Origin of the sequence: Geodermatophilus telluris, assembly GCF_900102745.1 — a bacterium.
GTDB lineage: Bacteria > Actinomycetota > Actinomycetes > Mycobacteriales > Geodermatophilaceae > Geodermatophilus > Geodermatophilus telluris.
Window position 1 is genome coordinate 60156 of record NZ_FMZF01000003.1, and the last position, 23827, is coordinate 83982.

Consider the following 23827-nt stretch of genomic DNA (forward strand, 5'->3'; position numbering starts at 1 on the left):
GCGCTGGTCCCGGGCGACAGGAGCGACCATGGGGAACACGGAGACGATCACGGTGCCCCACCTCGGCACCTCCACCATCGGCTACCGCTTCGGCCGGCCCTACGACCCCTCGCTCCCGACGCTGGTCCTGGTCAACTCCTTCAGCACGTCCGCCGAGCTCTACGGGCCGCAGTTCGCCGACGAGGAGCTGGCCACCACCGCCAACCTGCTCGCCATCGAGCCCTACGGCCACGGCCGCACCCGCGCCTCGTACGAGCAGTTCACCTACTGGGACTCGGCGATCGCCGACCTGCAGGTCCTCGACGCGCTCGGCATCCCCCAGGCCTTCGTCCTGGGCACGTCGCAGGGCGGGTGGGTGGCGGCCCGCATGGCGGTGCTGGCGCCGCGCGCCGTCCAGGGCATCGTCCTGCTGGGCACCTCGATGGACTCCGAGAGCCCGCGCAGCCGGGACCTCGGCTGCTGGGACGGCGTCGCCTTCTGCACGCCCGCCATCGACGCGCTCGCCGAGGAGGTCGGCGACGACTGGGTGATCCCGGTGGAGCTGGTCGATGCCGTCCTCGCCGAGGGACTCGGCGACGACGTCCCACCGGCCGAGCGCTCCTTCTGGCACGAGACGCACCAGCGGAACTACACCGGCGACGACGGCCGCCGCCGGCTCCGGCTGTGCAGCATCAACCTGCGCGACCGCGACGGCCTGCACGGCCGCCTGGACGCCGTGCGCTGCCCCGTCCTGTGGATGCAGGGCACCGAGGACCCGGTCTACTCGGTCGCCAACGCCGAGGAGGAGATCCGGCTCTTTCCGCACAGCGCGGGTGCGGAGCTGCGCGTCGTCGAGGGCGGCCGGCACTTCCTCAGCGCCTCGCACCCCGCCGAGGTCGACCGCGCCACCGTCGACTTCATCCGGCGCTGGGCGTAGCGGCGCCGGTCTCGGAGCCCGGGACCGGCGCCGCCGGGTGAGCCGTCAGCTGGCGCGCTTGCGGGTGGCGCGCTTCTTCGGGCCGGCCGCGGCGGCCTCGACCGCCGCCGGGTCGAGCAGCGGCACCAGGTAGCGCCCGGTGTGCGACTCGGGCACCGACGCCACGAACTCCGGCGGCCCCTCGGCCACCACCGTGCCACCGCGGAACCCGCCCTCGGGACCCATGTCGATCAGCCAGTCGGCGCTCTTGATGACGTCGAGGTTGTGCTCGATGACGATCACCGAGTTCCCCTTGTCGACCAGGCCCTGCAACACCATCAGCAGCTTGCGGATGTCCTCGAAGTGCAGGCCGGTGGTCGGCTCGTCGAGCACGTAGACGCTGCGCCCGTTGGACCGCTTCTGCAGCTCGCTGGCCAGCTTCACCCGCTGCGCCTCGCCGCCGGACAGCGTCGTCGCCGGCTGGCCGAGCCGCACGTACCCCAGGCCGACGTCGGTGAGCGTGCGCAGGTAGCGCGCGATCGACGGGATCGCGGCGAAGAAGTCCGCGGCCTCCTCGATCGGCATGTCGAGCACCTCGGCGACCGTCCTGCCCTTGTAGTGCACCTCGAGGGTCTCCCGGTTGAACCGGGCGCCCTTGCACACCTCGCACGGGACGTAGACGTCCGGCAGGAAGTTCATCTCGATCTTCAGCGTGCCGTCGCCGGAGCACGCCTCGCAGCGCCCGCCCTTGACGTTGAAGGAGAACCGCCCGGGCTGGTAGCCGCGGATCTTGGCCTCCGACGTCTGGGCGAACAGCTTGCGGATCTGGTCCCAGACCCCGGTGTAGGTGGCGGGGTTGGACCGCGGCGTCCGCCCGATCGGCGACTGGTCGACGTGCACGACCTTGTCCAGGTGCTCCAGGCCGGTGACCGTCCGGTGCCGGCCGGGCACCATCCGGGCGCGGTTGAGCTGGTTGGCCAGCACCGTGTAGAGGATGTCGTTGACCAGGCTGGACTTGCCGGAGCCCGACACCCCGGTGACGCCGACCAGCACGCCCAGCGGGAACGTCACGTCGACGCCCTTGAGGTTGTGCTCGCGGGCGCCCTTGACCACCAGCTCGCGCCCCGGCTGCGGCTGGCGCCGCACCTTCGGCACGGTGATCTCCATCCGCCCCGACAGGTACTGCCCGGTCAGCGACCGCTCGCTGCCCAGCAGGTCCTCGACCGTGCCGCTGACGATCACCTCGCCGCCGTGCTCGCCGGCGCCCGGGCCGATGTCGACCACCCAGTCGGCGGTCTTGATCGTGTCCTCGTCGTGCTCGACGACGATGAGCGTGTTGCCCATGTCGCGCAGCCGCACCAGGGTCTCGATCAGCCGGGTGTTGTCGCGCTGGTGCAGCCCGATCGAGGGCTCGTCGAGCACGTAGAGGACGCCGACCAGCCCGGACCCGATCTGCGTGGCCAGCCGGATCCGCTGCGCCTCGCCGCCGGCGAGCGTGGCCGCGGGCCGGTCGAGGGACAGGTAGTCCAGGCCGACGTCGACCAGGAACGACAACCGCGCCTGGATCTCCTTGAGCACCCGGTCGGCGATGGCCCGCTCGCGCTCCCCCAGCTCCAGCGCGCCGAGCCACTCGGCGGCCTCGCCGATCGACAGGCCGGTGACCTCGGCGATCGAGCGGTCGTTGAGCTTGACGGCGAGGATCTCCGGCTTGAGCCGGGTGCCGTGGCAGACGGGACAGGGCACGTCGCGCATGTAGCCCTCGTACTTGTCCCGCATGTACTCGCTGTCGGTGTCCTCGTGCCGGCGCTCGAGGAAGGGCAGCACGCCCTCGAAGGCGGCGTAGTAGCTGCGCTCGCGGCCGTAGCGGTTCTTGTAGCGGACGTGCACCTGGTCGGGCGAGCCGTGCAGCACCGCCTTCTGCACCTTGGCCGGCAGCTTCTCCCAGGCGGTGTCCATGGAGAAGCCGAGCTGGTCGGACAGCCCGGACAGCAGCCGCTGGAAGTACTCGTTGCTCATCGAGCCGGCCCACGGGGCGATCGCGCCGTCGGCCAGGGACTTCTCCGGGTCGGGCACGACGAGGTCGGGGTCGACCTCCTTGCGGGTGCCGATGCCGGTGCACTCCGGGCAGGCGCCGAACGGCGAGTTGAACGAGAAGCTGCGCGGCTCGAGGGCCTCGAACGACAGCCCGTCGTCGACGCAGGCGAGGTGCTCGGAGAAGGTCCGCTCGCGCTCGGGGTCGCCCTCGGGCAGGTCGACGAAGTCGAGGACGACGAGACCACCCGCCAGGCCGAGCGCGGTCTCGACCGAGTCGGTGAGCCGCCGCTTGGCGCTCTCCTTGACCGTCAGCCGGTCGACGATGACCTCGATGGTGTGCTTCTCCTGCTTCTTGAGCTTCGGCGGCTCGGTCAGCGGGTGCACGGTGCCGTCGACCCGGACGCGGGAGAAGCCCTGGGTCTGCAGCGAGCTGAACAGGTCAACGTACTCGCCCTTGCGCGCCCGCACGACCGGGGCGAGCACCTGGAAGCGGGTGCCCTCCTCCATGGCGAGCACCTGGTCGACGATCTGCTGCGGCGTCTGCCGCGAGATCGGCTTGCCGCAGTTGGGGCAGTGCGGCTGGCCGGCGCGGGCGTAGAGCAGCCGCAGGTAGTCGTAGACCTCGGTGATCGTGCCGACGGTCGACCGCGGGTTGCGGTTGGTCGACTTCTGGTCGATCGACACCGCCGGGGACAGGCCCTCGATGAAGTCGACGTCGGGCTTGTCCATCTGCCCGAGGAACTGGCGGGCGTAGGCCGACAGCGACTCGACGTAGCGCCGCTGGCCCTCGGCGAAGATCGTGTCGAAGGCCAGGCTGGACTTGCCCGACCCCGACAGCCCGGTGAAGACGATCAGGGCGTCGCGGGGCAGGTCGAGGTGGACGTCCTTGAGGTTGTGCTCACGGGCGCCGCGGACGACGAGACGGTCCAATGTGATCCCTGTCGGTCAGCCGGGCCGGCCGGTCTCGCCGGGCCCTGCGGGGTGGTGTCGAGGTGTCGATGCGGACAACGCCGTCACCGCCCGGGCGCAATCCGTGACGACGGTGACGTCGTGCCTGCTGCGGGGTGTGCTCAGACGGCAGCCGGGGACGGCGCGCCCGCACCGGCCCCGCCGGCGGCGGGGTCGAAGACCGGCGCGTGCCGACGCCAGGGCTGCCGGCGCTCCAGCTCCCCGGCCAGCCAGAGTAGTCGCGTCTCGCTGCCCGGGGGGCCGACCAGCTGGACCGCCAGCGGGGCCCCCTCGGCGCGCGTGCCGGCCGGGAGGACGAGCGCCGGCACCCCCGCGAGGTTCCAGGCCGGGGCCCACGCCGCCCAGCGCGAGGCGGCGCCGGCGTTGACCAGGAAGCCGCGCTCGTGCCACGGCCGCGCGGGCAGCGGCGGGCCGTTCGTGATCGGCGAGAGCAGCACGTCGAGGTCGGCGTCGGCGAAGAAGGCCGCCGTCCGCTCCCGGAACCGCTCGGCGGTCGCCGGGCGGACCAGGCCGGCCCGGCGGGCCAGCCGGCCCAGCCGGGCGTGCGTGCGGCTGCGCGGCAGCAGGGCCGACCGGTCGACGCCCAGGGCTGCCGCGTCGTCCTCCGCGCCGGCGAACCAGCGGACCAGCCCGCCGAGCGCGGCACCCGGCGGGACCACCGGGTCGCGCTCGACGACGACGTGCCCGGCGCCGCGCAGCAGCCGCGCCGTCCGCTCGACCGCGTCGCGGGCGGGCCCGTCGGGCCGCACGCCGGGCAGCGGCGAGCGCCGGGCGACGGCGATCCGCAGCGGCCGGCCCGGGTCCGGGAGCGGTGCCGGCGCCTCCCCCGCCAGGACGGCGGTGCCCAGCGCGACGTCGGCGACCGTGGTGGCCAGCACGCCGTTGGCCACCATGCCCGACCAGTCGTCGGCGCCCACCCCGCCGGGCAGCACGCCGCGGCCGGGCTTGAGCGTGACCAGTCCGCACGCGGCGGCCGGCAGGCGCAGCGAGCCCAGCCCGTCGTTGCCGTGGGCGAGGGGGACGACGCCGGCGGCCACCGCGGCGGCGCTGCCCCCGGAGCTCCCGCCCGGCGACAGCGCGGTGTCCCAGGGGTTGCGGGTGACCGTGCCCGGGCCGTCCGTCGTCGGGTAGAGGCCCAGCTCCGGCATCCGGGTGATCCCGACGACGACCGCGCCGGCGGCCCGGAGCCGGGCGACGACGGGGTGGTCGGCCGCGGCCGGCCGCGCCCCGGTCACCGCGCCGCCGTCGGTGGCGGTCTCGCCGGTCAGGGCGACGTTGTCCTTGACCGCGACCGGGACGCCGGCCAGCGGCAGCGACGCGCGGTCGGGGCGCGCGTCGACCGCGGCCGCCTCGGCCAGCGCCGCCTCCGCCCGGACCACGCGGAACGCGCCGATCCGCGGCTCGACGTCGGCCAGGTGGGCCAGGTGCGCGCGCACGACCGCGACGGCGGACAGCTCGCCGGAGCGGACCCGGGCGGCGAGCTCGGTGGCGGGCAGGCCGACGAGCCGGGCGCCGCCCGGACCTCCGCTAGCGTCCATGACCGCGACCGTAACCACGGCCGGCGACATTTCTCGAACGGAGGCCCCATGAGCTACACCGGCGACGTCGAGGTGGGCGGCGCGGCCGACGTCCGCGAGCTGCCCGGGCTGACGATCGCCAAGGTCGCGGTCAGCGAGATGGCCAACAACGCCTACCTGCTGCGCTGCACCGCGACCGGCCAGGCGCTGCTGGTGGACGCGGCCGCCGAGCCCGACACCCTGCGCGGCCTCGTCGGCGACGCCGACCTGCGCACCGTCGTCACCACGCACGGGCACTGGGACCACCACCGCGCGCTGCCCGACGTCGTCGCGGCCACCGGCGCGCGGACCGTCGCGCACGCCGCCGACGCCGGCGACCTGCCCGTGCCGGTGGACCGCACCGTCGCCCACGGCGACACCGTGGAGGTCGGCGAGCAGGTGCTCGAGGTGGTGCACCTGCGCGGACACACGCCCGGCAGCATCGCCCTGGTCTGGCGCGGCTCCGGCGACGCCGGCACGCACGTCCTCACGGGTGACAGCCTCTTCCCCGGCGGCGTGGGCAAGACCTGGTCGGCCGCCGACTTCACCAGCCTGCTCGCCGACGTCGAGGAGCGGCTGTTCGGCGCGCTGCCCGACGACACGTGGGTCTACCCGGGCCACGGGAAGGACACGACGCTGGGCGCCGAGCGGCCGTCCCTGCCGGAGTGGCGCGCCCGCGGCTGGTGAGCAGCTAGCGCGCGAGAGCCCGACACTCCGGACACCATGACGCGGCCAGTCCGACGCCGGGCGTCCAGTCGCCTTCCACCTCGTACACCTCGGTGCCGCACACCGCCCGGATTGGGTTGCTGATCGGTCCCGCCACCACCGCATGCAGCGGTCCAACCTGCTCGGCGAAGTTGTAGGAGTCCGCCATGGTGGGCGCCGGGACAAGACGGCGAACACGCCCTGTGTAAAGAGTCATGTACGGAGAGTAAGGACCGGCGCGGGCCTTCGGCAACCTCGACCGAGCGGGATGTCTCCTTGGAGAGACAAGGGCTGAGGACGTCAGCGGCGCCGGTCCGGGTCGATCCGCAGGTGGTCGATGGGCAGCATGTGCTCGGCGGGGACATCCGGGCGGTCAGTGATCCACCGCGTGTGCCTCAGGTTCAACTCCGCCAGGACCCGGCGCCCCTCCTCGGCGTCGCGCAGGTCCTGCCGGTCGGCGTCGGTGAACCACCGGATCGTCATGCCGATAAGGGTCCTGGGTCCGGTTGCCCCACGCTGCCACGCCGGTGCCGCTCGGCGCGGTGATGGTCAGCCGCCATCTCGATGGCGCCGTCGCCGGAGCCGACGGTCACGAGGTACCCGCACTCATGGCAGTGCCACGAGCGCAGCCACGCCATGTGCCATTCGGAGGTGGGGTCGTCGGGGTCACCCGACGTCGCCTGCGCCTCGCTGAACCCCCGGTTGCCGAACCTGGCCGCCAGGCGGCCCCGGGACGTCAGCCGACGGTTGGAACCAGTGCGGTTCGCCATGCGCCGAGGCTCCTCGGATCGACGGCCGTCTGCAACGCAGCCAGGGAGCCGCCCTGCCGTCTGTCAAGGCGCCTGCCCCTCAAGGCGGCATGTGGACATCATCGCGAGGTGGATGGACATGACTGCGGCGAGTGGCCAGAGTGGCCGCACGCGTGTCGCAGGGTGATCAAGGGTGGTTTGCTCGACCGTCTTGAAGGCGAAGATGACCGCCGCACCTCCTTCAGAAGCGGACTGGGAGGATCAAGTGCTTGGAGAGGCGGCCGCAGCAACGAATAGCGCCTCCGCGATCTTCGCACTGCTGGGGGTGGGAGTCACTGCCACGGCCACCTTGGTGGGCGTCGTGTTGAAGCACAGATGGGACGTGGCCGCCGAGAAGCGACAGCACGAACGCGACCGAGCGGCAAAGCAGGAAGAATACAAGCGCGAAGTCGAAAAACTTCAACTGCAAGTCGCGGAGGAGCGCCGACGCTCCGATCGTACGGAACGCCGGATACTGTACGCCCGAGCCTTGAACGACCTCAACGGGTTAATCACTGCCCTGAACCATTGGAGACGCGATAGCCCTGACGAGAAACGACGGGAAATCTACGACTCTTGGTCCTTGCTCCAGAGCATCGGTAACGAGATGAGCCTATTGTCCACACCGCCGGTGCGGAATGCAGCGGTCGACGTGATAAGGATGCTGGACGATTTGCGAGTTGCTTGCCTAGAGGGGCGACCCATTCCACCCAACTGGCAGGTCGAAGTCGGCGATCTGTACGTGACCTTGACCCGGAACATGAGACAGGAGCTTCGCGACTAGGACGATCGGAGTAAGCAGATCCGGGCAGGCCAGTCTGGCACCCCTGCGTCAGCGCAAGGGCTCACCGTATGCCCGAATTTGCGCCGACTCCACGAGCCTGCTGGCCGACGTCGAGGAGCGGCTGTTCGGCGCGCTGCCCGACGACACGTGGTTCTACCCGGGCCACGGGAAGGACACGACGCTGGGCGCCGAGCGGCCGTCCCTGCCGGAGTGGCGCGCCCGCGGCTGGTGACGCCGGCCCGCGCGCCTAGGGGCGGCCCGGCTGCACGACGACCGTCGTCACGGTGACGAAGTCGCCGAAGAAGGTGCCCGTGCCCGTGATCACGATCTCGTGCGTCCCGGGCGGCAGCGGGTGCAGGAGCGCGACGTACCCGGCGGCGACGGAGAGCGCCTGCTGAGGGGCCACCCCGAGGATGTTCTCCGCGGGCAGGTCGAGCGTCAGCAGCGGTGTCTCCACCAGGCTCAGCGGGACGGGTCGCCCGTCCACGGTCACGGTGAGGGTCTGCCCCGGCACGTCCACCGCCCGGGCGCAGGCCCGCAGCTCGGCCTCGGTGCTGCCGGAGAAGGGTGGCGGCTCGACGGTGCTGCACTCGATGGTCACCGCCGCGACGAGGACCTTCGTGCCCGGCCGGACGGTGCACGTCGGCGGGGCCGCGGGGTCCAGCGTGAACGGTGCGACCACCCCGTCCAGGTCGACGCACCACGGCTCGCCCGCGGCCAGCGGGTTCTCCGGCACAGGCGTCTCGAGGACGGTCTCCCAGAGCTCCCCGAGCAGGGCCTCCGGACGATCCGGCGCGGCGGACGCCGCCGGGGCGGTGACCACCCCACCCACCACGACACCCACCAGGACGGCCAGCAGGGCACGCGCGAGACGCCACATCGGACTCCCCCTCCTCCGGTCGGGCGATCCTCCGCGCGTCCGGCCGGCCGCGGTCGGGACGGCGACCGGCGGGACCCCGGGGGCGTGCCCTCAGGCGGTGGTTCGGCGCGCCCCGGTCACAACTGGATGCCGCGGGTGAGCGCGCCGTCCACGACCAGGTTGGTGCCGGTGGTGAAGCTCGACACCGGGCTGGAGAGGAAGACCACGGCGCGGGCCATCTCCTCCGCCGTCCCCATCCGGCCGGTCGGGTTGAGCGCCAGCGACGCGGCGAACAGCTCCGGGTCGCCGTTCTCGATGCCCTGCCAGAAGCCGCCCTCGAAGTACGTGTTGCCCGGCGAGACGACGTTGGCCCGCACCCCGCGACCGGCCAGCTGGAAGGCCAGCCCGGAGACGTAGCCGACGATCGCGGTCTTCATCGTCCCGTACGGGCCGGCGGCGAAGTCGGCCTCGCGGCCGGAGACGCTGGAGACGGCGACGATCGAGCCGTTGCCGCCGGCCTCCAGGTGCGGCAGCGCGGCGGTGGCCAGCCGGACCGTGTGCATGAGGTCCACCTCGAAGGAGGCGTACCAGTTCTCCTCCCCCGGCCCCGCCGCCAGGGCGCTCACGTTGGCGACGACGGCGTCCAGCCCGCCGAGCCGGCCGGCGGCCGCCTCGACCCAGGCGGTCAGCGCCGGCCCGTCCCGGACGTCGAGCCGCACGCCGGTGGCCCGGCCACCGCGGTCGGCGACCGCCTTCTCCGTCGCCTCGATCTCGGCGGCGTCGCGGGCGCAGAACTCCACGACGGCGCCCTCGTCGGCGAAGGTCTCGACGATCGCGCGGCCGATGCCGCGGGTGCCGCCGGTGACGAGCACGCGCGAGCCGGTCAGCTGCAGGTCCACGGGGGTCCTCCTGGGGTCAGAGCAGGGACGCCGCGCGGCGGCGCAGGTCGTCGTGCAGCCCGCCGTACGCGGCCGCCCGGGGCAGCAGCGACTTGCGGGCCTTCACCACGGTGCTGTAGTTCGCGTCGACCACGTTCGCGATCGGCACCTCGGTGATCTGGGACAGCAGCTGGTAGGCGTCCATCGGGTGCAGCCCGTACAGCTCGCCGAACCACCGCACCAGCTCGACCTGGCCGATCCGCCACGCGTCCTCCAGCGGCCGGCTCGAGCCGACGGTCATCCAGTGCGTGTCGTCCTCCAGGCGCGGCCACAGCGGCGCCCCGCCCTTGACCAGCTCGACGACGAGCGTGGTGGTCATCGCGCCCTCGACGGCGGTGCCGCAGGCCTCGCCCTCGCCCTGCCGGTAGTGCCCGTCGCCGATCGAGAACAGCGCGCCCTCGACGTTGACCCCGAGGAAGCAGGTGGTGCCGGGCCGCATCTGCGGGGTGTCCATGTTGCCGCCGAACCGCTCGGGCACCAGCGAGCTGCGCACCTCGCCGCCGGGCGGCGCGACGCCGACCGTGCCGAGCATCGGCTCGACGGGGAGGGCGATCTCCAGGTCGGTGTGCCGGGCCGCGAAGGTCACCGTGTTGCGCGCGCGGTCGAGCTCGTAGATCCAGGTGGTGTCCGGCAGCGGTTCCTGCAGCGTCGCCGTCCGGTCGGTGCTGGTCAGCCCGCCGAAGAACGGGATCGCCGCCGAGGCCCCCCAGTCGCGCGCCGGCTCCATCGCGACGAAGTGGAGCGCGAGGGTGTCCCCCGGCTCGGCGCCCTCCACGAAGAACGGGCCGGTCTGCGGGTTGACGAAGCGGAGGTCGACCTTCTCGCTGGAGAGGTCGGTGGGCTTCTGCAGCGCCCCGCAGAACGCGTCGTCGGACCAGACTCGCAGCGCCGTGCCGGGCCGGATCCGCACCAGCGGGGCCACCCCGCCGAAGGTGAACGCGTACTGCTCGAACGTGGGAACGACCTCGACGACGTCCATCGCCGCACCCTAGGAACTCGCAGGTGGGGAGGGCAACCGGCAGGCTCAGGGGCGCAGGCGCACCCGGTCCGGGGTCAGCTCGGCCACCGACGTCACGCCGAGCAGCTGCAGGGTCCGGGTGACCTCCCGGGCCAGGATGTCGGTGGCCCGCTGCACCCCGCGCTCGCCGCCGGCCATGAGCCCGTACAGGTAGGCCCGGCCCACCAGGCAGCCGCGCGCGCCGAGGGCGACGGCGGCCACCACGTCGGCGCCGTCGAGGATGCCGCCGTCGAGGTACACCTCCGCGCGGTCGCCGACCGCCCGCACCACCGCGGGCAGCTCCTCCAGCGGCGTGGGGGCCCGGTCGAGCTGGCGGCCGCCGTGGTTGGAGACGACGACCGCGTCCGCGCCGGCGTCCACGACCGCCCGCGCGTCCTCCGCCGTCTGCACCCCCTTGACCACCAGCGCCCCCGCCCACGTCCCCCGCAGCGCCCGGACGTCGTCCAGCGTCGCGGCCGGCTCGAAGACGCGGTCGGCCAGCTCGGCGACGGTGCCGCCCCACGAGCGCAGCGAGGCGAACTGCAGCGGCTCGGTGGTGAGCAGGTCGATCCACCAGCGCGGGTGGACGGCGGCGTTGGCGACGGTCCGCGCCGTCAGGGCCGGCGGGATGGTGAAGCCGTTGCGGACGTCGCGCAGCCGCGGCCCGGCCACCGGGGTGTCCACGGTGAGGACCAGCGCCTCGTACCCCGCGGCCGCGGCCCGCTCGACCAGCGCGGCGCTGGCCTCCCGGTCGCGCCACAGGTAGAGCTGGAACCAGCGGCGCACCCCGGGCGCGGCGGCGGCCAGCTCCTCGATCGTCGTCGTCCCCATGGTCGACAGGGCGTGCGGGATGCCGACCCGCTCGGCCACCCGGCCGACCGCCCGCTCGCCCTCGGTGTGCATGAGCCGGGTGAACCCGGTCGGCGCGAACGCCAGCGGCAGCGCCGACGGGCGGCCCAGCAGCACGGTCGAGGGGTCGACGACGGAGACGTCGCGCAGCACGCTGGGGCGGAACTCGACCCGCTGGAACGCCTCGCGGGCGCGCCGCAGGGCGATCTCCGCCCCGGCGGCGCCGTCGGTGTAGTCGAAGACGGCCCGCGGCACCCGCCGCCGGGCGACCTCGCGGAGGTCGCCGATGCTGGCCGCGCCGGCCAGCCGGCGGTCGGTGGCGTCGCCCGCGCGGGGGCGTGGGCGGGCCAGCTCCCTCAGCTCGGACCAGCGGGGCAGCCGGCGCTCGACCACGGGGACCTCCTCACTTGCGGCCGGGCGTCCAGTCCATGCCCCAGCCGTAGGTGCGGTCGAGGACGTCCTGGCCGCCGTGCACGTAGCGCACCTCGCGGTTCACGACGAGCTCCCCGCCGCGGTTCTCCAGCAGCGCGATGGCGCAGATCCGGGCGCGGGGGTCGTGCTCGTCGAGGCGCACCTCGATCTGCGGCCCGCTCGCGGGGTACATCGTCACGACGGCGTCGGCCTGGCCCCAGTTCGGCACGCCCTCATAGATGAGCGCGAACACCAGGATGCGGCGGATCAGCGCGGTGTGCTGCAGGTCGATGAGCAGGTTCTCGCCGCCGCTGACGGCCCCCGAGCGGTCGTCGCCGTCGAGCCACGCGACCGACCGGCCGTCGCCCAGCGAGTGCTGCCCGCGGAAGGCGTTGCCGAGCGCCTGGATGACGCCCTTGGACCCGTCGGCGTACTCGTAGAGGCAGCCGAGGTCCAGGTCGATCGCGCCGCCGCCGGCCGCCGAGGCCAGCCGCTTGAGGAAGCCGCCGCCCCCGCCGCCCGCGGGCCTGGAGTTCCAGTTGAGGTTGACCCTCAGCACGCCGGTGGTGCCGGCCGTCTTGGTGAGCGAGACCGACGGGGCCGCCTTGGTCAGCGACACCTTGCCCAGGTTGACGCCGCCACCCTGCGGCGGGGCCGGGGGCGGGGGCGCCTGCGGCGGCGGCTGCTGGGGCGGCGGTGCCGGGGACTTGGGGCGCTTCGTGTAGTCGACCAAGGGGAGCCCTCCTCGCAGCTGACCCCGCGGCGGGGTCGCTGCACTCCGAGCTGCGGACGTGTCCCCCCGACCCTAGGGGGCGCCGCCGGCGGCGGGCAGCCAGCGGTCCCACCAGCGCAGCAGGTGCCCGAGCCGGGCCGCGCGGTCGCCGGGCCGGTCCCCCGGCAGGAGCAGCAGCTCGCTGGGCACACCGTGCCGCTGCAGCGCGGCGAACAGCCGCGGCCCCTCCCCCGGCGGGCAGTCCCGGTCGACCTCGGCGGCGACGACGAGCAGCGGCGTGCGCAGCGCGTCGAGGTCGCCGGGCAGGCTGCCGGCCGGGAGGTGCTCGACCACGGCGGCGGCCACCCGGCCGGCCCCGGCGAGCAGCCGCAGCGCGGTGCCGGCGGCGTCCCCGGCGGCCAGGACGCCGACCCGGTCGGCGTCGAGCGGGCGACCGGCCAGGGCCGCGTCGAGCAGGGCCGTCGCGGCGGGGACGTCGTCCGGGTCGCCCTGCACGACGGCGTACCCGGCCGACACCAGCGCCTGGACGTCCTCGCGCAGGCACCACCCGCCGCCGGGCAGCACCAGCAGCACCGGGTGCGGCCCCGCGCCGGGGGGCACGGTGACCCGCCCGCCGGCCGGCGCGTCGAGGCCGCCCGCGCGGTGCAGCCGCCCGGTGGCGCCCAGCGCGCGCCCGAAGCCGGTGAGCAGCCGCCGCCGGCCGGGGGTGAGCGCCACCAGCTCCCCGGCCGACCGGTCGTGCGCGACGGTGGCGACGACGACCCCGCCGCCGGCCGCCACCCCGCGGACGGTGAACGGCCCCTCGACCAGCGTCTCGGCCGGCCCGCCGTCCAGCGGCACCCGCAGCAGCTCCACGGCGCCGTGCCGGGCGACGCCGAGCAGCGCCGCCCCTCCGGCCAGCACGGTCGCGGGCGTCTCGTCGGCGCGGGCGTCGGCCAGCAGCGGCTCGAGCGACCCGCCGGAGAGGGGCACGCGGCACAGCACCGGCCCCCCGGCGCCCCGGTCGAGACCGGCCGGGCCCAGGTCGGGGTGGGCGGTGGCGTAGAGGGTGCGGCCGTCCGGCGCGAAGGCGGGCAGCCGGCACTCGCCGCGGCCCCGGGTGACCCGCCGCGGCTCCCCGCCGGCGGCCGGGACGACGTAGACGTCGCGGACGAGGTCGCGCCCCGCGCGCGCGTGCCGGGCGGAGACGAAGGCCAGCGTGCCGCCGTCGGGCGACCACGCGACGTCGGCGTCGTCCCCGGTGCCGTCGGTCACCGCGCGCGGCGCGGGCAGGGGCACCGCGTCGTCGTCGGGGTCGCCGGGCAGGTCGACGACGAACACCCGCCGCGGCGGCCCCCCGTCCGGCCGCAGGGGCAGGCGGGTGAGCAGCCGCGGACCCGCGGCGTCCGGCGGCGGCACCCGGGCGGAGAAGGCCAGCCGGCGGGAGTCGGGTGACCAGACGGGGGCGCCCGCGCCGAGCGGCAGGTCCGTGAGCCGCCGGGGCGCGCCGCCGGCGGTGGGCAGCAGGTGCAGCTGCGCGGGCTCGCCGGGCCGCGCGGAGAGGTGGGCCAGCCACCGGCCGTCGGGCGAGAACGCGGGGGCGGAGTCGCGGGCGCCGGAGGTGAGCGGCCGGGCCGGCGCGGACCCGTCGGTGGGCACGGCCCACAGCTGGGCGCGGTACCCGTCGGCGTCGGGGTCGGGCCGCTCGACGGCGACCACGGCGATGCGCCCGTCCGGGGAGACGGCCGGCACGCCCGGGGTGCGCAGCAGGGCGAGGTCGGCGGGCCGCATGGGCCCCCCAGGGTAGTGGAGCGGTGACTCCCCGCCCCGGGACGCGCGCCGGGGCGGGAGCCCGCTCAGTGCTGCTCGGTCAGTGCTGCTGTTGCTGCGCCCGCGCGACCAGCCGCTGGCCCAGCGACCCGGCCTGGGCGTTGGTCAGCAGCTGGGTCTGCGACTCCACCAGCCGCAGCACCGCCGGGTCCTCCCGGGCGACCTCGGAGGACTGCAGCAGGATCGTGCCGCTCCCGGTGAAGTCGTACTGCCGCTCCTCGCCCGAGGCCCGGCCCAGCGCGCCGGAGATCATCCCGCGGATGTTCTGCGTCATCCACTGCGCGTCGTGGTGCACCGACGGCGAGGGGCAGTCGGCCCACCCCAGCAGCGCGTCGGGGTCGGCCCGGAACGGCGGCTCGACGAAGATCACCGGCCCGTTGGACGAGGCGATGAACTTCCCCGTGCCGATGAGCGTGACGAAGCCCGGCACGATCGACTGCTTGAGCTCCAGCTGCGGGGAGAACGCGCAGAGGTTGTTCGCCTTGATCGTCAGGTTGCCGGCGTCGAGGTCGTAGGCGTTGAGGTCGAAGCCGCGGTCGCCGATGAGCACCTTGCCGCGCCCGGTGGCCACCACCCAGTCCTGCACGTAGACGGGGCTGGAGAAGCGGGCGGCCACCCACGCCTGCACCGAGGTGTACTCGGTCACGGCCTCGAAGCGCACGTCGCCGTAGTAGGCGAGCATCGCGCCCTTGCTCATGAACCAGTCGCCGGCGAGCGAGACGCAGAAGACGTAGGGGTTGACGTTGTCGTCGTCCGGGAGGGTGTGCGGGTTGAGCGTCGTCCCGGTGGGGGCGGGCGGCGGCGGCCCGTAGCCGGGCGGGGGCTGGCCGTACCCGGGCTGCGGCGGCTGCCCGTAGCCGGGCGGGGGCTGGCCGTAGCCGGGCTGCGGCTGGCCGCCGTAGGGGCCGGGCTGCGGCTCGCCGTAGGGGGTGCCGGGCGGGTACGTCATGTCGCCGTCCTCAGAACTTCTGCTCGCTGGCCTGCACGTACACGGTGCCGTAGCCGCTGATCCGCAGCTGGAAGGCCTCACCGGAGCCGCGGCCCACCACGTCGCGGAGGCCCACCTTGGCGGCGAGGTCCACGGTGAGCTGGCCGACGTGCCCGACGTAGGCCTGCGGGTCGACGCCGACCTGGGTGCCGCTCAACTGCAGGGGGAAGGCGCCGCCGTGCGACAGCAGCGCCACCGACCCGCGGCCGTGCACGTTGGTGGTGAACAGCCCCTGCCCGGTCATGGCGCCGCCGATCGCCTGCTTGATGCCGCCCGAGCCGAGGAACTGGACGCTGGTCTGCAGGGCGGCGTCGTGCACCAGGAGCCGGTCGGCCTCGCACACCAGCGGCGCGCCGCCGTCGAGCTCGAGCACGGTGACGTGCAGGCCCTTGTAGCCGTAGAGCACCTCGCCCTGGCCCTCGGTGGCCATCATCGGGTTGGACTCCCCCGACATCGCGGCGCCCACCATGCCGCCGATGCCGCGGCCCTGGCCGTGCACCGGGCGGAAGGTGACCTGCCCGGAGTAGCCGAGCATCGCGCCCCGCCGGGCGAGCACCGGTGACGCGGGGCCCACCCGCGCGCGCACGACCTTGCTGTTGACCTGCTCGAACGGCACGGCTCAGCGCTCCGAGGACTGGACGAGCACCAGGCCGTGCCCGGTGAAGCGGAGGGAGAACGGCTCGCCGGAGCCCTCGCCCACGAGGGACTTCCAGGAGACGCCGCTGACCAGGTTCATCGAGAGCTGGCCGCGGGAGCCGACGTAGGCGTCGGGGTCGACGACGAGGTCCTGGCCGGGCGCGACCTCCAGCGCCATCACCGGGCCCTCGGACACCAGCGCCACCTGGCCGTGACCGGTGACGGTGGTGGTGGCCAGGCCCTGGCCGCTGGTGACGCCGCGCAGGCCGGCGAACTGGACGTCGAGGCGCAGCTGCTCGGTGTGCGCCAGGACGTGCTCGCTCTCCACGGTGAGCGTGTCACCGGCCAGGTCGACGACCAGCACGTCCATGGCGTCGCGGGCGAGGTACACCCGGCCGTGACCGGTGCAGTCCATCAGCGAGAGGCTCTCCCCGGCGACGGCGCGCTTGAGCGCCGCCCGCATGCCCCCGCCCCCGCCCATGCCGGCGTTCTTGAAGTCCACGGTGCCCTCGACGGCGACCATCGAGCCGCTGGCGGCCCGGATGCGGTCGCCCTGGAGGTCGGCGTGCAGGACGCGCTTGTGCGCGGTGAGCAGGGCCACGGGTTCCTCTCGCGGACGGGTCGGGGGGACGGCGCGGGACCGTATCGGGACCCGCGGCGCGGCGGTAGCCCCCACGCCGTGGCCCGGACGGCAGCGGCCCCGGGGCGGGGTGCCCCGGGGCCGCGTCGTGCGGGAGGTGCGCCGGTCAGCGGCCGACGGTCACCTCGTCGCGCTCCCGCTCGGCGGCCGGCACCTCGGCCCGCTCCCGCCGGGACTCCACGATGCTGCTGATGACCGCGGCGACGATGAACAGCAGGCCGGTCAGGCCGGTGACGTACTCGCTGATGTGGAACCGCAGCTCGAGGATCATGATCGCGGCGAGGAAGCCGATGGCCCACATCGCGCCGTGCTCGAGGTAGCGGTACTCGTCGAGGGTGCCCTTGTCGACCATGTAGATGGTCAGCGACCGCACCCAGAAGGCGCCGATGCCCAGGCCCAGCGCGATGATGAAGATGTCGCTGCTGATCGCGAACGCGCCGATGACGCCGTCGAAGGAGAACGACGCGTCGAGCACCTCCAGGTACAGGAACGCCGCGGCGCCGGCCCCGGCCACCGCCTTGGTCGCCGTCCCGACGTCGCTGCGGGTCGTCGAGCCGCCGGTCGCGGTGACGTCGTCGGCGTCGTCGTCCTCCTCCGGCGCCTCCATGAGCTCGTTGAGCCCGCCGATGAGCAGGTAGGTGAACAGGCCGGCGATGCCGGAGACCAGCACGGTGGAGTACTTGTCGTCGTCGGCGATCTGCGACCCGACGTAGATGACGGCCAGGGCGATGACGATCGCGAGGTAGGGCAGCTTGCCGGCCTTTGCCAGCGGCCGCTCCAGCCACGACAGCCAGTGGATCTCCCGGTCCTCGTCGAAGAGGAAGTTCAGGAAGATCATCAGCAGGAAGATGCCGCCGAAGGTGTAGATGGCCTCCGCGGCCGCCTCGACGTTCTCGCCGTAGGCCTGCTGGTCGGTGAGCGCCAGGTCCCACACCTCGGGGATCGACAGACCGGCGGTGACCGACACCAGCACGATCGGCAGCAGCAGCCGCATGCCGAACACGGCGATGAAGATGCCGACGTAGAGGAAGAGCTTGCGCCACAGCGGGCTCATCCGGCGGAGCACCTTGGCGTTGACCACGGCGTTGTCGAACGACAGGCAGACCTCGAGCACGCCGAGGACGGCGACGGCCAGGAGGGCCGCCGGGCCGCCGAAGAACACGGCGGTGACGAGCGCGGCCACCGTCAGGAGGACGGAGAAGCCGAAGTAGCGGAGCATCAGGGGGTTCCTCTCCACCGCCGGGAGGTCGGGCGGTGACGACTGGGGGGTCGACCGGGCCGGGGTCGGCCGGGAACCCGGGTCGGGGTGTCAACGCGACCCGGGGAGGCGGTGTTCCCCGCTCCCCCGCGGGGGCGGGCACCGGGTCAGCGGCCGGGGCGCCTCCCGCCGTCCGCGCGGCCGGGCGCCGCACCGACGCGGGGCCGCCCGGCGTGGTATCCATCGGCCCCCGGGGCGTGGACGCCCCCGGCGGGCGGCGACGACGGCAGCGGCGACGGGAGGCGTGGATGGCCGGGCTCGGTTCCGGTGCGGCTCCGCGCTGGTGGCGCCGCGACGCGGACGCCGCCCGGCGCCGGGCCGCCGCGGCGCGCGAGGCGGCCGCCGCGGCCATGCTGGAGCTCGACGCCGCCCTCAGCGACCTGCCCGACGCGGTGGCCGTCGCCGAGGAGCGCGCGGAGGAGGCGGCCGCGGCGGGCGCGCGCGGAGGACGGGGCTCGCACTCCGCATCCGCCCCCGACTCGTTGACCCGTGACTGGCGGGACCTCTCCGCCCACGCCGACGCGGTCATTGGACACTATCTGCAGGCGCTTTCCAACCACGACGCGGACGCCGCGACGGAGTCGGGACCGGCCCGCCAGGCCACCGCCGAGCTCGGCCGGGCGGCCGACGCGCTGCGCGAGGTGCTCGCCCAGGTGGTGCGCTTCCGCGAGCAGTACGGCGCGGCGCTGACCGCCGCCTCGAGCGCCCGCGCCGGGGCGGCGCGCACGGTGTCCGCGGCCCGGGACGCCGTCGCCACCGCCGGGGCCGCGCTGGCGGAGGCGACCGTCGCCGGGCTGGCCGACCCCGCGCTGGACGCCGCCCTCGCCGAGGCCCGCACCGCGGCCGCGACGGCGGAGGCCGAGCTCGCCGCGCGCCACCCGGGTGCCGCCGGCGCCGCCGCCGAACGGGCGCGGCGCACCGCCGCCTCGGTCACCGAGCGGGCGCGGGCGCTGCCCGGCCGCGCCGCCGACGTGCGCCGCGGCGAGGCCTCGGTGCGCACCCGGCGGGAGGCGCTGGGCACCCGGCACGAGCGGCTGGCGCCGGTGATGAGCGAGCTGCGGCGGCGCTACCCGCTCTCGGCCTGGGCCGACGTCGAGCGGGCACCCCAGCGGGCGGCCGAGGCGCTGGCCGAGGTGGACGCCGCGCTCACCGGCCTGCACGCCGCGCTCACCGCGCCGGTGCTCGACGTCCCCGCCGCGGCCGCGCTGCTCGCCCGGGTGCGGGCGGCCGCCGGCCGGGTCGACGACGAGGTGCGTGCGGCCACCGGGCGCCTCGAGCAGCTGGACGCCGTGGCCGCGGACCCGCGGGCGCTGCTGGGCGACGTGCAGCGCGCGCTGGTCGACGCCCGCCGCTTCCTCGCCGGCCTGCCCGAGGAGCGGGCCCGCCGCTTCCGGCGCACCTTCGAGGAGCTGGCCCGCCGGCTGCCCCCGCTGGAGGAGGCGGCCCGGGCCGAGCGGCCCGACGTCGGCGCGGTGCTGCGCGAGGCGACCTCGATCGAGCGGGGGCTGGCCGGCCTGGTGCGCACCGCCCGGGCCGACTAGGCCCGGGCGAGCAGCCAGCGGACGATCTCCTCGCCGGCCGCCGCGCCGGTGGCCGCGGTGACCGCCACCCGCGCGCCGGTCCAGCCCTGCTCGTGCAGCTCGCCGTGCGCGGGCCGCACGGCGGCGTCGGCGGCCAGCAGCATCGGCGCGTCGAGCAGGCTGTCACCGGCGCACAGCAGCCGCGGCGCGGGGCCGCCGGCGGTGAGCAGGCGCCGCAGCCGCAGCAGCCCCGCCGCCTTCGACAGCCCGGCCGGGACGAGGTAGACCTTGCGGCCCTGCACCGACAGCGTCGCCCCGGCGGCGGACGCGGCGGCCGCGGTGCCGGCCAGCCAACCGGCCGGGATCGCGTCACGGGAGTGCGCCACGAGGTAGCAGAACAGCCCCTCGGCTGCGCGGACGGTGCGCACCCACGGCTCCCCGGCGACCGCCTCGAGCAGGCCGAGCAGCTCCGGCAGCGGCGCCGCGCGCGCGGCCACGCCGGCCGCCCAGTCGTCCCAGCCCGGGTCGCGGACGCCGTCGGCGAGCAGCACCCCGCCGTTGCCGCACAGCGCGTACCGGGGCACCACGGGCAGCCGCACCCGCTCGTACTGGGCCACCGTGCGGGTGGTCACCGGGACCAGCAGCGCCCGTCCGGCCAGCTCGGCGAGCAGCGCCCACGAGGCCGGGGTGGCGTGCGACAGGGGGGCGCCGTCGAGGTGCTCGACGACCTCGAGGCCCGCGGTGCCGCCGGCCGCGGCCGCGGAGTAGATGAGCGTGCGGTCGAGGTCGACGGCGGCCACGGTCGTGGGCACGGTCGCCGGCAGCACCGCCGTCACCGGTCCACCGGCCGGATCAGCCCCACGCAGGAGTAGGGCAGGTCGGGGACGTCGACCAGCGGCACCCCGCGGGCGCGGGCCAGCGCGGCGACGTGCCGCAGGTCGGCGGCGCGGTCGGGCCGCACCAGCACCTGCCAGGGCACCCGGCGCAGCAGCACCCGCGTCGTCTCCCCCACCCCGGGCTTGACCAGGTGGACGTCGGCGATGCCGTGCGCGGCGGCGATCCGCTCCACCGCCGCCCACCCGGCCCAGGTGGGCGTGCGGGCGCCGGCGGGCACGTCGTCGGCGGGCGGGACGGCGGGGAAGGCGGCGGCCACGGTGTCGACGAACCGCGCGGACACGTCGGCGGGGGCGAGCTCGGCGTAGTACTTCGCGCCGTGGAACATGCCGGGGCCGATGAGGTCGTCGCGCAGCACCGTGCGCGACACCAGCCCCGACACCGTGCTGTTGAGGCAGGCGCTCGGGATGAGGAAGTCGTCGCGGGTGCCGTGCAGCTCGGTGCACGAGCCGGGGTCGGCGAGGACGGCGAGCCGGTCGTCGAGGGCGGCGTCCTCCGGGTGCGCGGCGACCCACCCGGCGACGGCCGCGGTGAGCTGGCGCTGGATGGCGCCCTTACCGGTCCAGCCGTCGACGAAGCGCACCGCCGACGCCGGGTGGCGGGCGAGCACGTGGGCCAGGGCCACCTCGTCGATCCCGCGGCCGCGGATGATCGAGATCGTGTAGTGCGGCACGTCGACGCCGCGGGAGGCCCGGAACCAGCGGCGCAGCAGCACCCCGACCGGGGTGCCGGCGCGGGCCAGGGAGACGAGCACCGGCGTCTCGCCCTGCGCGGCGGCGGCGTCCCACACCAGCTCGCCGACCCGGGCGACGGCGTCGGCCAGCCGGCCCGCGGACGCCTCGAGCGCCGCGTCGAAGAGCGCGAGGTAGGCCGCGTCGGGCTGGTACTCGACCGGCAGCATCTCCGAGTAGTGGGTGCCCGACTGGATGGCCTCCTCGCGGTCCTCGGTGCCGCGCTCCAGCGCCACCGCCGACAGGTCGGTGAGCAGCCAGGTCACCTCCTCCGGCGGGTAGGAGCCGAACCGCCCGGGGACGGCGGGCGCGAGGGCCTGCACGGCGGTCACGGGGCCGGCTCCGCGACCGGCACGGGGACCAGGTGCACCGTGCGGGCGGCGTACGGGCGCAGCGCCTGCACCAGCGGCGCGCAGTCGGCGGCCGGGGCGTCCACGACCACGACGACGTCGTCGGCGCGCAGGTCGGCCCAGCGACCACCGGCGGGGACGGCGGCCGGGTCGGTGAGGTTGTGCACCCGGGAGAGCCGCTCGGGGTCGTCGGGCGCGGGGAAGGCGAGGCTGCGGCGCAGGGCGTAGCCGGGGTCGTCGGCGGCGTGCACGGGGCTCCGGGTGGTCGACTGGGTGGTCACGGGGACGCCGGGCAGCCGGCCGGCCACCCGCGCGGCGACCACGGTGGGCGCGTGCATGAGCTCCTCCGTGCCGAGCACGAGGACGCCGCGGCTGTCGGCCAGCGCGGGGGCGAGGGCGGCGGCCACGGTGTCGGCCGCGGCGTGCACGGCGGCGGTGCCGGCCGGGGTGAGGCCGTGCCGCGCGGTGGTGGGCACGCCGGCCGGCCACAGGCCCTCGTGCACCACGACGGCCCCCGGCGCACCGGCGGGCGCGGGCGCCGGCGGGGGCAGCGCGGCGCGGGCGGCGGCGGCCCGCCCGAGGACGTCCGCGGGCAGCACCAGCTCGGCGGTGAGCACCGCGGCGACGTCGACGCGCACGTCCAGCGCGGCGGCCCGCTCGGCGAACGCCCGCCGGGCGGCCGCGGTCCGCGCGTCGAGCAGGGTGGCGACGACGTAGCGCTCCCGCGGCCAGCGCGCCTGCAGCTCGGCGACCGTGTTCAGCGCGGTGCGCCCGCTGGTCAGCTCGTCGTCGACCAGCACCAGCGCGCCGGGCACGTCGAGGGTGACCGGCCCCGAGGGCTGGAGGGCGTGCGCGACGGCGTGCGAGTGCTCCTCCTCGAACGCGGCGGCCACCGGGACGCCCGGGTGCAGCCGGCGGGTCGTGTGCAGGTAGGCCGCGCCGAGCCGGGCGGCGGCCGCGTGGCCGAGGCCGGTCGCCGTCTCGCAGTAGCCGACGACCAGGCCGGGGACGGCGCCGCCGAGGACGGCGGCCACCGCGTCGCCCACCGCCGCCCCGGCGCCGAGGACCTCCTCCGGCGCGACCGGCACGTGCTTGCCCAGCACGCGGGAGACCACGAGGTGGGCGCGGCGCGGGTTGTCCCGCAGCGCCAGGCCGCACAGCGCGGCGAAGCCGGCGGGGTCGCCGGCCACGCCGACGCCGAGCAGCGCTCCGACACGTCCGCCGAGGCCCGCGGCACCCTGCAGGGTCGCCGTCACGAGCGCCGGGCCTCCCCGGCCGCGAACACCTCGGCCAGCCGGCGCTGGCCGGCCGACAGCAGGTCGACCAGCGCGGCCTCGTCAGCGACGACGCCGTAGACGGCGGCCCGGCGGCTGACCAGCTCGGCCCACAGCGCGTGCGGCCCGATCTCGTTCATCCGGCCGCGGCCGGACACCGCGATGCCGCCGCGGCCGCGGGCCGTGAGCACCTCGAGGGCGTCGTCGTACTCGTCGCGGGAGACGGTGAGCAGCGCGTTGACCACCGACACGTGCGACGGGTGGATCACCGTCTTGCCGAGCACGCCGTTGGCCTTGTCCAGCGCCACCTCGCGCATCAGGCCGTCGAGGTCGCCGTCGATCATCCGCTGCCGCAGCGGGCCCTCGTGCTGGTCGCTGAACGGTGTGGAGCGCAGCTGCGGCTTGAAGAGCCGGGGGCCGGGGATGTGCTCCCACACCGCGCCGGTGACCACGTGCTCGCCGCCGCGGGTGAAGCGGTTGACCACGTCGGCCAGGCAGTCGCGGACGACGGCGACGTCCCAGATGGTCGTGTCGCGGTCCCGGCGCAGCCCGAACAGCCCCGACAGGTCGGTGCCGCCGACCCGCAGGCACAGCACGTGCTCGCGGTGCGCGGCCACCACCGCGGCGAGCGCGGCCAGCGCCCCGGCGCGGGTCTCCCGCCAGGCCAGGTCGGCGGTCTCGAGGATCGGCATGCCGTAGAGCGGGTGGCCCGACGCGGCGCTGACCTCCGCGACCGCCGCCAGCATCGGGCCGAGGGTGGCCGCGGTGGCCTTGGGCAGGCTGAAGCCGGTGAGCCGGGCGAGCGCCGGGCCCGCGGCCAGCGCGATCGAGCGGATCTGCTCGGGGGTGCGCACCCGGACGAACAGCAGCGGCAGGTCCGCGCCGTCGGCGGCCCGCTCGTCGACCCGCTGCAGCGCGGCCACCACGTTGGCCTCCGCGGCGGGGACCTCGGCGTGCGGGATGGCGTCCTCCAGGCACCACACCACGCTGGTGGCGCCGACCGAGGCCGCCCGCGCGGCGTCGGCGTCGAGCGCCGGCCGGGTGCCCGGGCTGTAGAGCGTGGCGCCGAGGGCCAGCGCGAGCATGCCGCGCGGGGTGGCCGGGCCCACCTCCCCCGGGGGGACGGCGAACAGCCGCTCGCGGTCGTCGTCGGTCAGGTACGCGAAGTGGCGCACGGTCGTTCCCTTCCACCCGCTGCTGGATGTGGGT

General features: G+C 75.5%; 21 protein-coding genes. 4 read left to right on the top strand and 17 right to left on the bottom strand.

Annotated features, from left to right (window positions below; all coding sequences use genetic code 11):
• The first annotated feature begins 28 nt into the window (after positions 1–28).
• Complete coding sequence (locus tag BLQ97_RS10775) at positions 29–916, top strand: alpha/beta fold hydrolase (protein WP_091365893.1); 888 nt, start codon at positions 29–31, stop codon at positions 914–916.
• Between the two features lie 45 nt (positions 917–961).
• On the opposite strand, the gene uvrA is transcribed toward BLQ97_RS10775, so the two are convergent.
• Positions 962–3859 (bottom strand): excinuclease ABC subunit UvrA, encoded by a 2898-nt coding sequence (gene uvrA, locus BLQ97_RS10780; protein ID WP_091365894.1) that lies wholly within the window; start codon positions 3857–3859, stop codon positions 962–964.
• A gap of 140 nt (positions 3860–3999) precedes the next feature.
• The gene (locus BLQ97_RS10785) at positions 4000–5436 is read right to left on the bottom strand and encodes an amidase (RefSeq protein WP_091366381.1); all 1437 of its coding nucleotides are present in this window, start codon (positions 5434–5436) and stop codon (positions 4000–4002) included.
• A 48-nt stretch (positions 5437–5484) separates the two neighbouring features.
• Between BLQ97_RS10785 and BLQ97_RS10790 the strand changes: the two genes are divergently transcribed.
• Positions 5485–6141: an MBL fold metallo-hydrolase gene (locus BLQ97_RS10790; protein WP_091365895.1), complete on the top strand. Its 657-nt coding sequence runs from the start codon at positions 5485–5487 to the stop codon at positions 6139–6141.
• 318 nt (positions 6142–6459) lie between these two features.
• Here BLQ97_RS10790 and BLQ97_RS10795 read toward each other — a convergent pair whose 3' ends face one another.
• Positions 6460–6642: a hypothetical protein gene (locus tag BLQ97_RS10795; RefSeq protein WP_091365896.1), complete on the bottom strand. Its 183-nt coding sequence runs from the start codon at positions 6640–6642 to the stop codon at positions 6460–6462.
• Between the two features lie 477 nt (positions 6643–7119).
• Between BLQ97_RS10795 and BLQ97_RS10805 the strand changes: the two genes are divergently transcribed.
• Positions 7120–7731 (top strand): hypothetical protein, encoded by a 612-nt coding sequence (locus BLQ97_RS10805; RefSeq protein ID WP_139173577.1) that lies wholly within the window; start codon positions 7120–7122, stop codon positions 7729–7731.
• A gap of 247 nt (positions 7732–7978) precedes the next feature.
• On the opposite strand, the gene BLQ97_RS10815 is transcribed toward BLQ97_RS10805, so the two are convergent.
• The 10 genes from BLQ97_RS10815 to BLQ97_RS10860 form a co-directional block, all read right to left on the bottom strand.
• Positions 7979–8611 carry a hypothetical protein gene (locus tag BLQ97_RS10815; protein WP_091365899.1) on the bottom strand — a complete coding sequence of 211 codons (633 nt, stop codon included), beginning with the start codon at positions 8609–8611 and terminating at the stop codon, positions 7979–7981.
• A 116-nt stretch (positions 8612–8727) separates the two neighbouring features.
• A complete protein-coding gene (locus BLQ97_RS10820; protein WP_091365900.1) occupies positions 8728–9489 on the bottom strand; it encodes an SDR family NAD(P)-dependent oxidoreductase in 762 nt (253 codons plus the stop codon).
• A 16-nt stretch (positions 9490–9505) separates the two neighbouring features.
• Positions 9506–10507 carry an acetamidase/formamidase family protein gene (locus tag BLQ97_RS10825; protein ID WP_091365901.1) on the bottom strand — a complete coding sequence of 334 codons (1002 nt, stop codon included), beginning with the start codon at positions 10505–10507 and terminating at the stop codon, positions 9506–9508.
• Positions 10508–10552: 45 nt separating this feature from the next.
• Positions 10553–11767: an alpha-hydroxy acid oxidase gene (locus BLQ97_RS10830; protein ID WP_091365902.1), complete on the bottom strand. Its 1215-nt coding sequence runs from the start codon at positions 11765–11767 to the stop codon at positions 10553–10555.
• A gap of 10 nt (positions 11768–11777) precedes the next feature.
• On the bottom strand, positions 11778–12518 hold the full coding sequence (locus tag BLQ97_RS10835; protein WP_091365903.1) for a TerD family protein: 741 nt from the start codon (positions 12516–12518) through the stop codon (positions 11778–11780).
• Between the two features lie 72 nt (positions 12519–12590).
• Positions 12591–14288 carry a S9 family peptidase gene (locus BLQ97_RS10840; RefSeq protein WP_091365904.1) on the bottom strand — a complete coding sequence of 566 codons (1698 nt, stop codon included), beginning with the start codon at positions 14286–14288 and terminating at the stop codon, positions 12591–12593.
• Positions 14289–14367: 79 nt separating this feature from the next.
• Positions 14368–15276 (bottom strand): AIM24 family protein, encoded by a 909-nt coding sequence (locus tag BLQ97_RS10845; protein WP_091365905.1) that lies wholly within the window; start codon positions 15274–15276, stop codon positions 14368–14370.
• Positions 15277–15286: 10 nt separating this feature from the next.
• Positions 15287–15931 carry an AIM24 family protein gene (locus BLQ97_RS10850; protein ID WP_091365906.1) on the bottom strand — a complete coding sequence of 215 codons (645 nt, stop codon included), beginning with the start codon at positions 15929–15931 and terminating at the stop codon, positions 15287–15289.
• Positions 15932–15934: 3 nt separating this feature from the next.
• Positions 15935–16552 carry an AIM24 family protein gene (locus BLQ97_RS10855; RefSeq protein WP_091365907.1) on the bottom strand — a complete coding sequence of 206 codons (618 nt, stop codon included), beginning with the start codon at positions 16550–16552 and terminating at the stop codon, positions 15935–15937.
• A gap of 145 nt (positions 16553–16697) precedes the next feature.
• Positions 16698–17810 carry a DUF475 domain-containing protein gene (locus BLQ97_RS10860; RefSeq protein ID WP_217637146.1) on the bottom strand — a complete coding sequence of 371 codons (1113 nt, stop codon included), beginning with the start codon at positions 17808–17810 and terminating at the stop codon, positions 16698–16700.
• Positions 17811–18097: 287 nt separating this feature from the next.
• Between BLQ97_RS10860 and BLQ97_RS10865 the strand changes: the two genes are divergently transcribed.
• Positions 18098–19390, top strand: coding sequence for a hypothetical protein (locus BLQ97_RS10865; protein WP_091365908.1), 1293 nt, complete (start codon positions 18098–18100; stop codon positions 19388–19390).
• On the opposite strand, the gene BLQ97_RS10870 is transcribed toward BLQ97_RS10865, so the two are convergent.
• From BLQ97_RS10870 to BLQ97_RS10885, 4 genes are read right to left on the bottom strand one after another with little or no spacing between them, the layout of a single operon-like run.
• Entirely contained in the window at positions 19387–20205 is an 819-nt protein-coding gene (locus BLQ97_RS10870; protein ID WP_217637147.1) for an HAD family hydrolase, read from the bottom strand. The genes BLQ97_RS10865 and BLQ97_RS10870 overlap by 4 nt on opposite strands.
• On the bottom strand, positions 20202–21326 hold the full coding sequence (locus BLQ97_RS23600) for a cysteine protease StiP family protein (RefSeq protein ID WP_217637148.1): 1125 nt from the start codon (positions 21324–21326) through the stop codon (positions 20202–20204). The genes BLQ97_RS10870 and BLQ97_RS23600 overlap by 4 nt, the downstream gene beginning before the upstream one ends.
• Entirely contained in the window at positions 21323–22600 is a 1278-nt protein-coding gene (locus BLQ97_RS23605) for a phosphoribosyltransferase domain-containing protein (protein ID WP_091365909.1), read from the bottom strand. Before BLQ97_RS23605 ends, BLQ97_RS23600 begins: the two co-directional genes overlap by 4 nt.
• Positions 22597–23793 (bottom strand): HpcH/HpaI aldolase/citrate lyase family protein, encoded by a 1197-nt coding sequence (locus BLQ97_RS10885; RefSeq protein ID WP_091365910.1) that lies wholly within the window; start codon positions 23791–23793, stop codon positions 22597–22599. The genes BLQ97_RS23605 and BLQ97_RS10885 overlap by 4 nt, the downstream gene beginning before the upstream one ends.
• Between the last annotated feature and the right edge of the window lie 34 nt (positions 23794–23827).

Excerpts from the sequence above, each read along its gene's own strand:
- BLQ97_RS10775 (WP_091365893.1), top strand. The coding sequence starts at position 29 with ATGGGGAACACGGAGACGATCACGGTGCCCCACCTCGGCACCTCCACC.
- BLQ97_RS10785 (WP_091366381.1), bottom strand. The coding sequence starts at position 5,436 with ATGGACGCTAGCGGAGGTCCGGGCGGCGCCCGGCTCGTCGGCCTGCCC.
- BLQ97_RS10790 (WP_091365895.1), top strand. The coding sequence starts at position 5,485 with ATGAGCTACACCGGCGACGTCGAGGTGGGCGGCGCGGCCGACGTCCGC.
- BLQ97_RS10795 (WP_091365896.1), bottom strand. The coding sequence starts at position 6,642 with ATGACGATCCGGTGGTTCACCGACGCCGACCGGCAGGACCTGCGCGAC.
- BLQ97_RS10815 (WP_091365899.1), bottom strand. The coding sequence starts at position 8,611 with ATGTGGCGTCTCGCGCGTGCCCTGCTGGCCGTCCTGGTGGGTGTCGTG.
- BLQ97_RS10825 (WP_091365901.1), bottom strand. The coding sequence starts at position 10,507 with ATGGACGTCGTCGAGGTCGTTCCCACGTTCGAGCAGTACGCGTTCACC.
- BLQ97_RS10840 (WP_091365904.1), bottom strand. The coding sequence starts at position 14,288 with ATGCGGCCCGCCGACCTCGCCCTGCTGCGCACCCCGGGCGTGCCGGCC.
- BLQ97_RS10845 (WP_091365905.1), bottom strand. The coding sequence starts at position 15,276 with ATGACGTACCCGCCCGGCACCCCCTACGGCGAGCCGCAGCCCGGCCCC.
- BLQ97_RS10860 (WP_217637146.1), bottom strand. The coding sequence starts at position 17,810 with ATGCTCCGCTACTTCGGCTTCTCCGTCCTCCTGACGGTGGCCGCGCTC.
- BLQ97_RS10865 (WP_091365908.1), top strand. The coding sequence starts at position 18,098 with ATGGCCGGGCTCGGTTCCGGTGCGGCTCCGCGCTGGTGGCGCCGCGAC.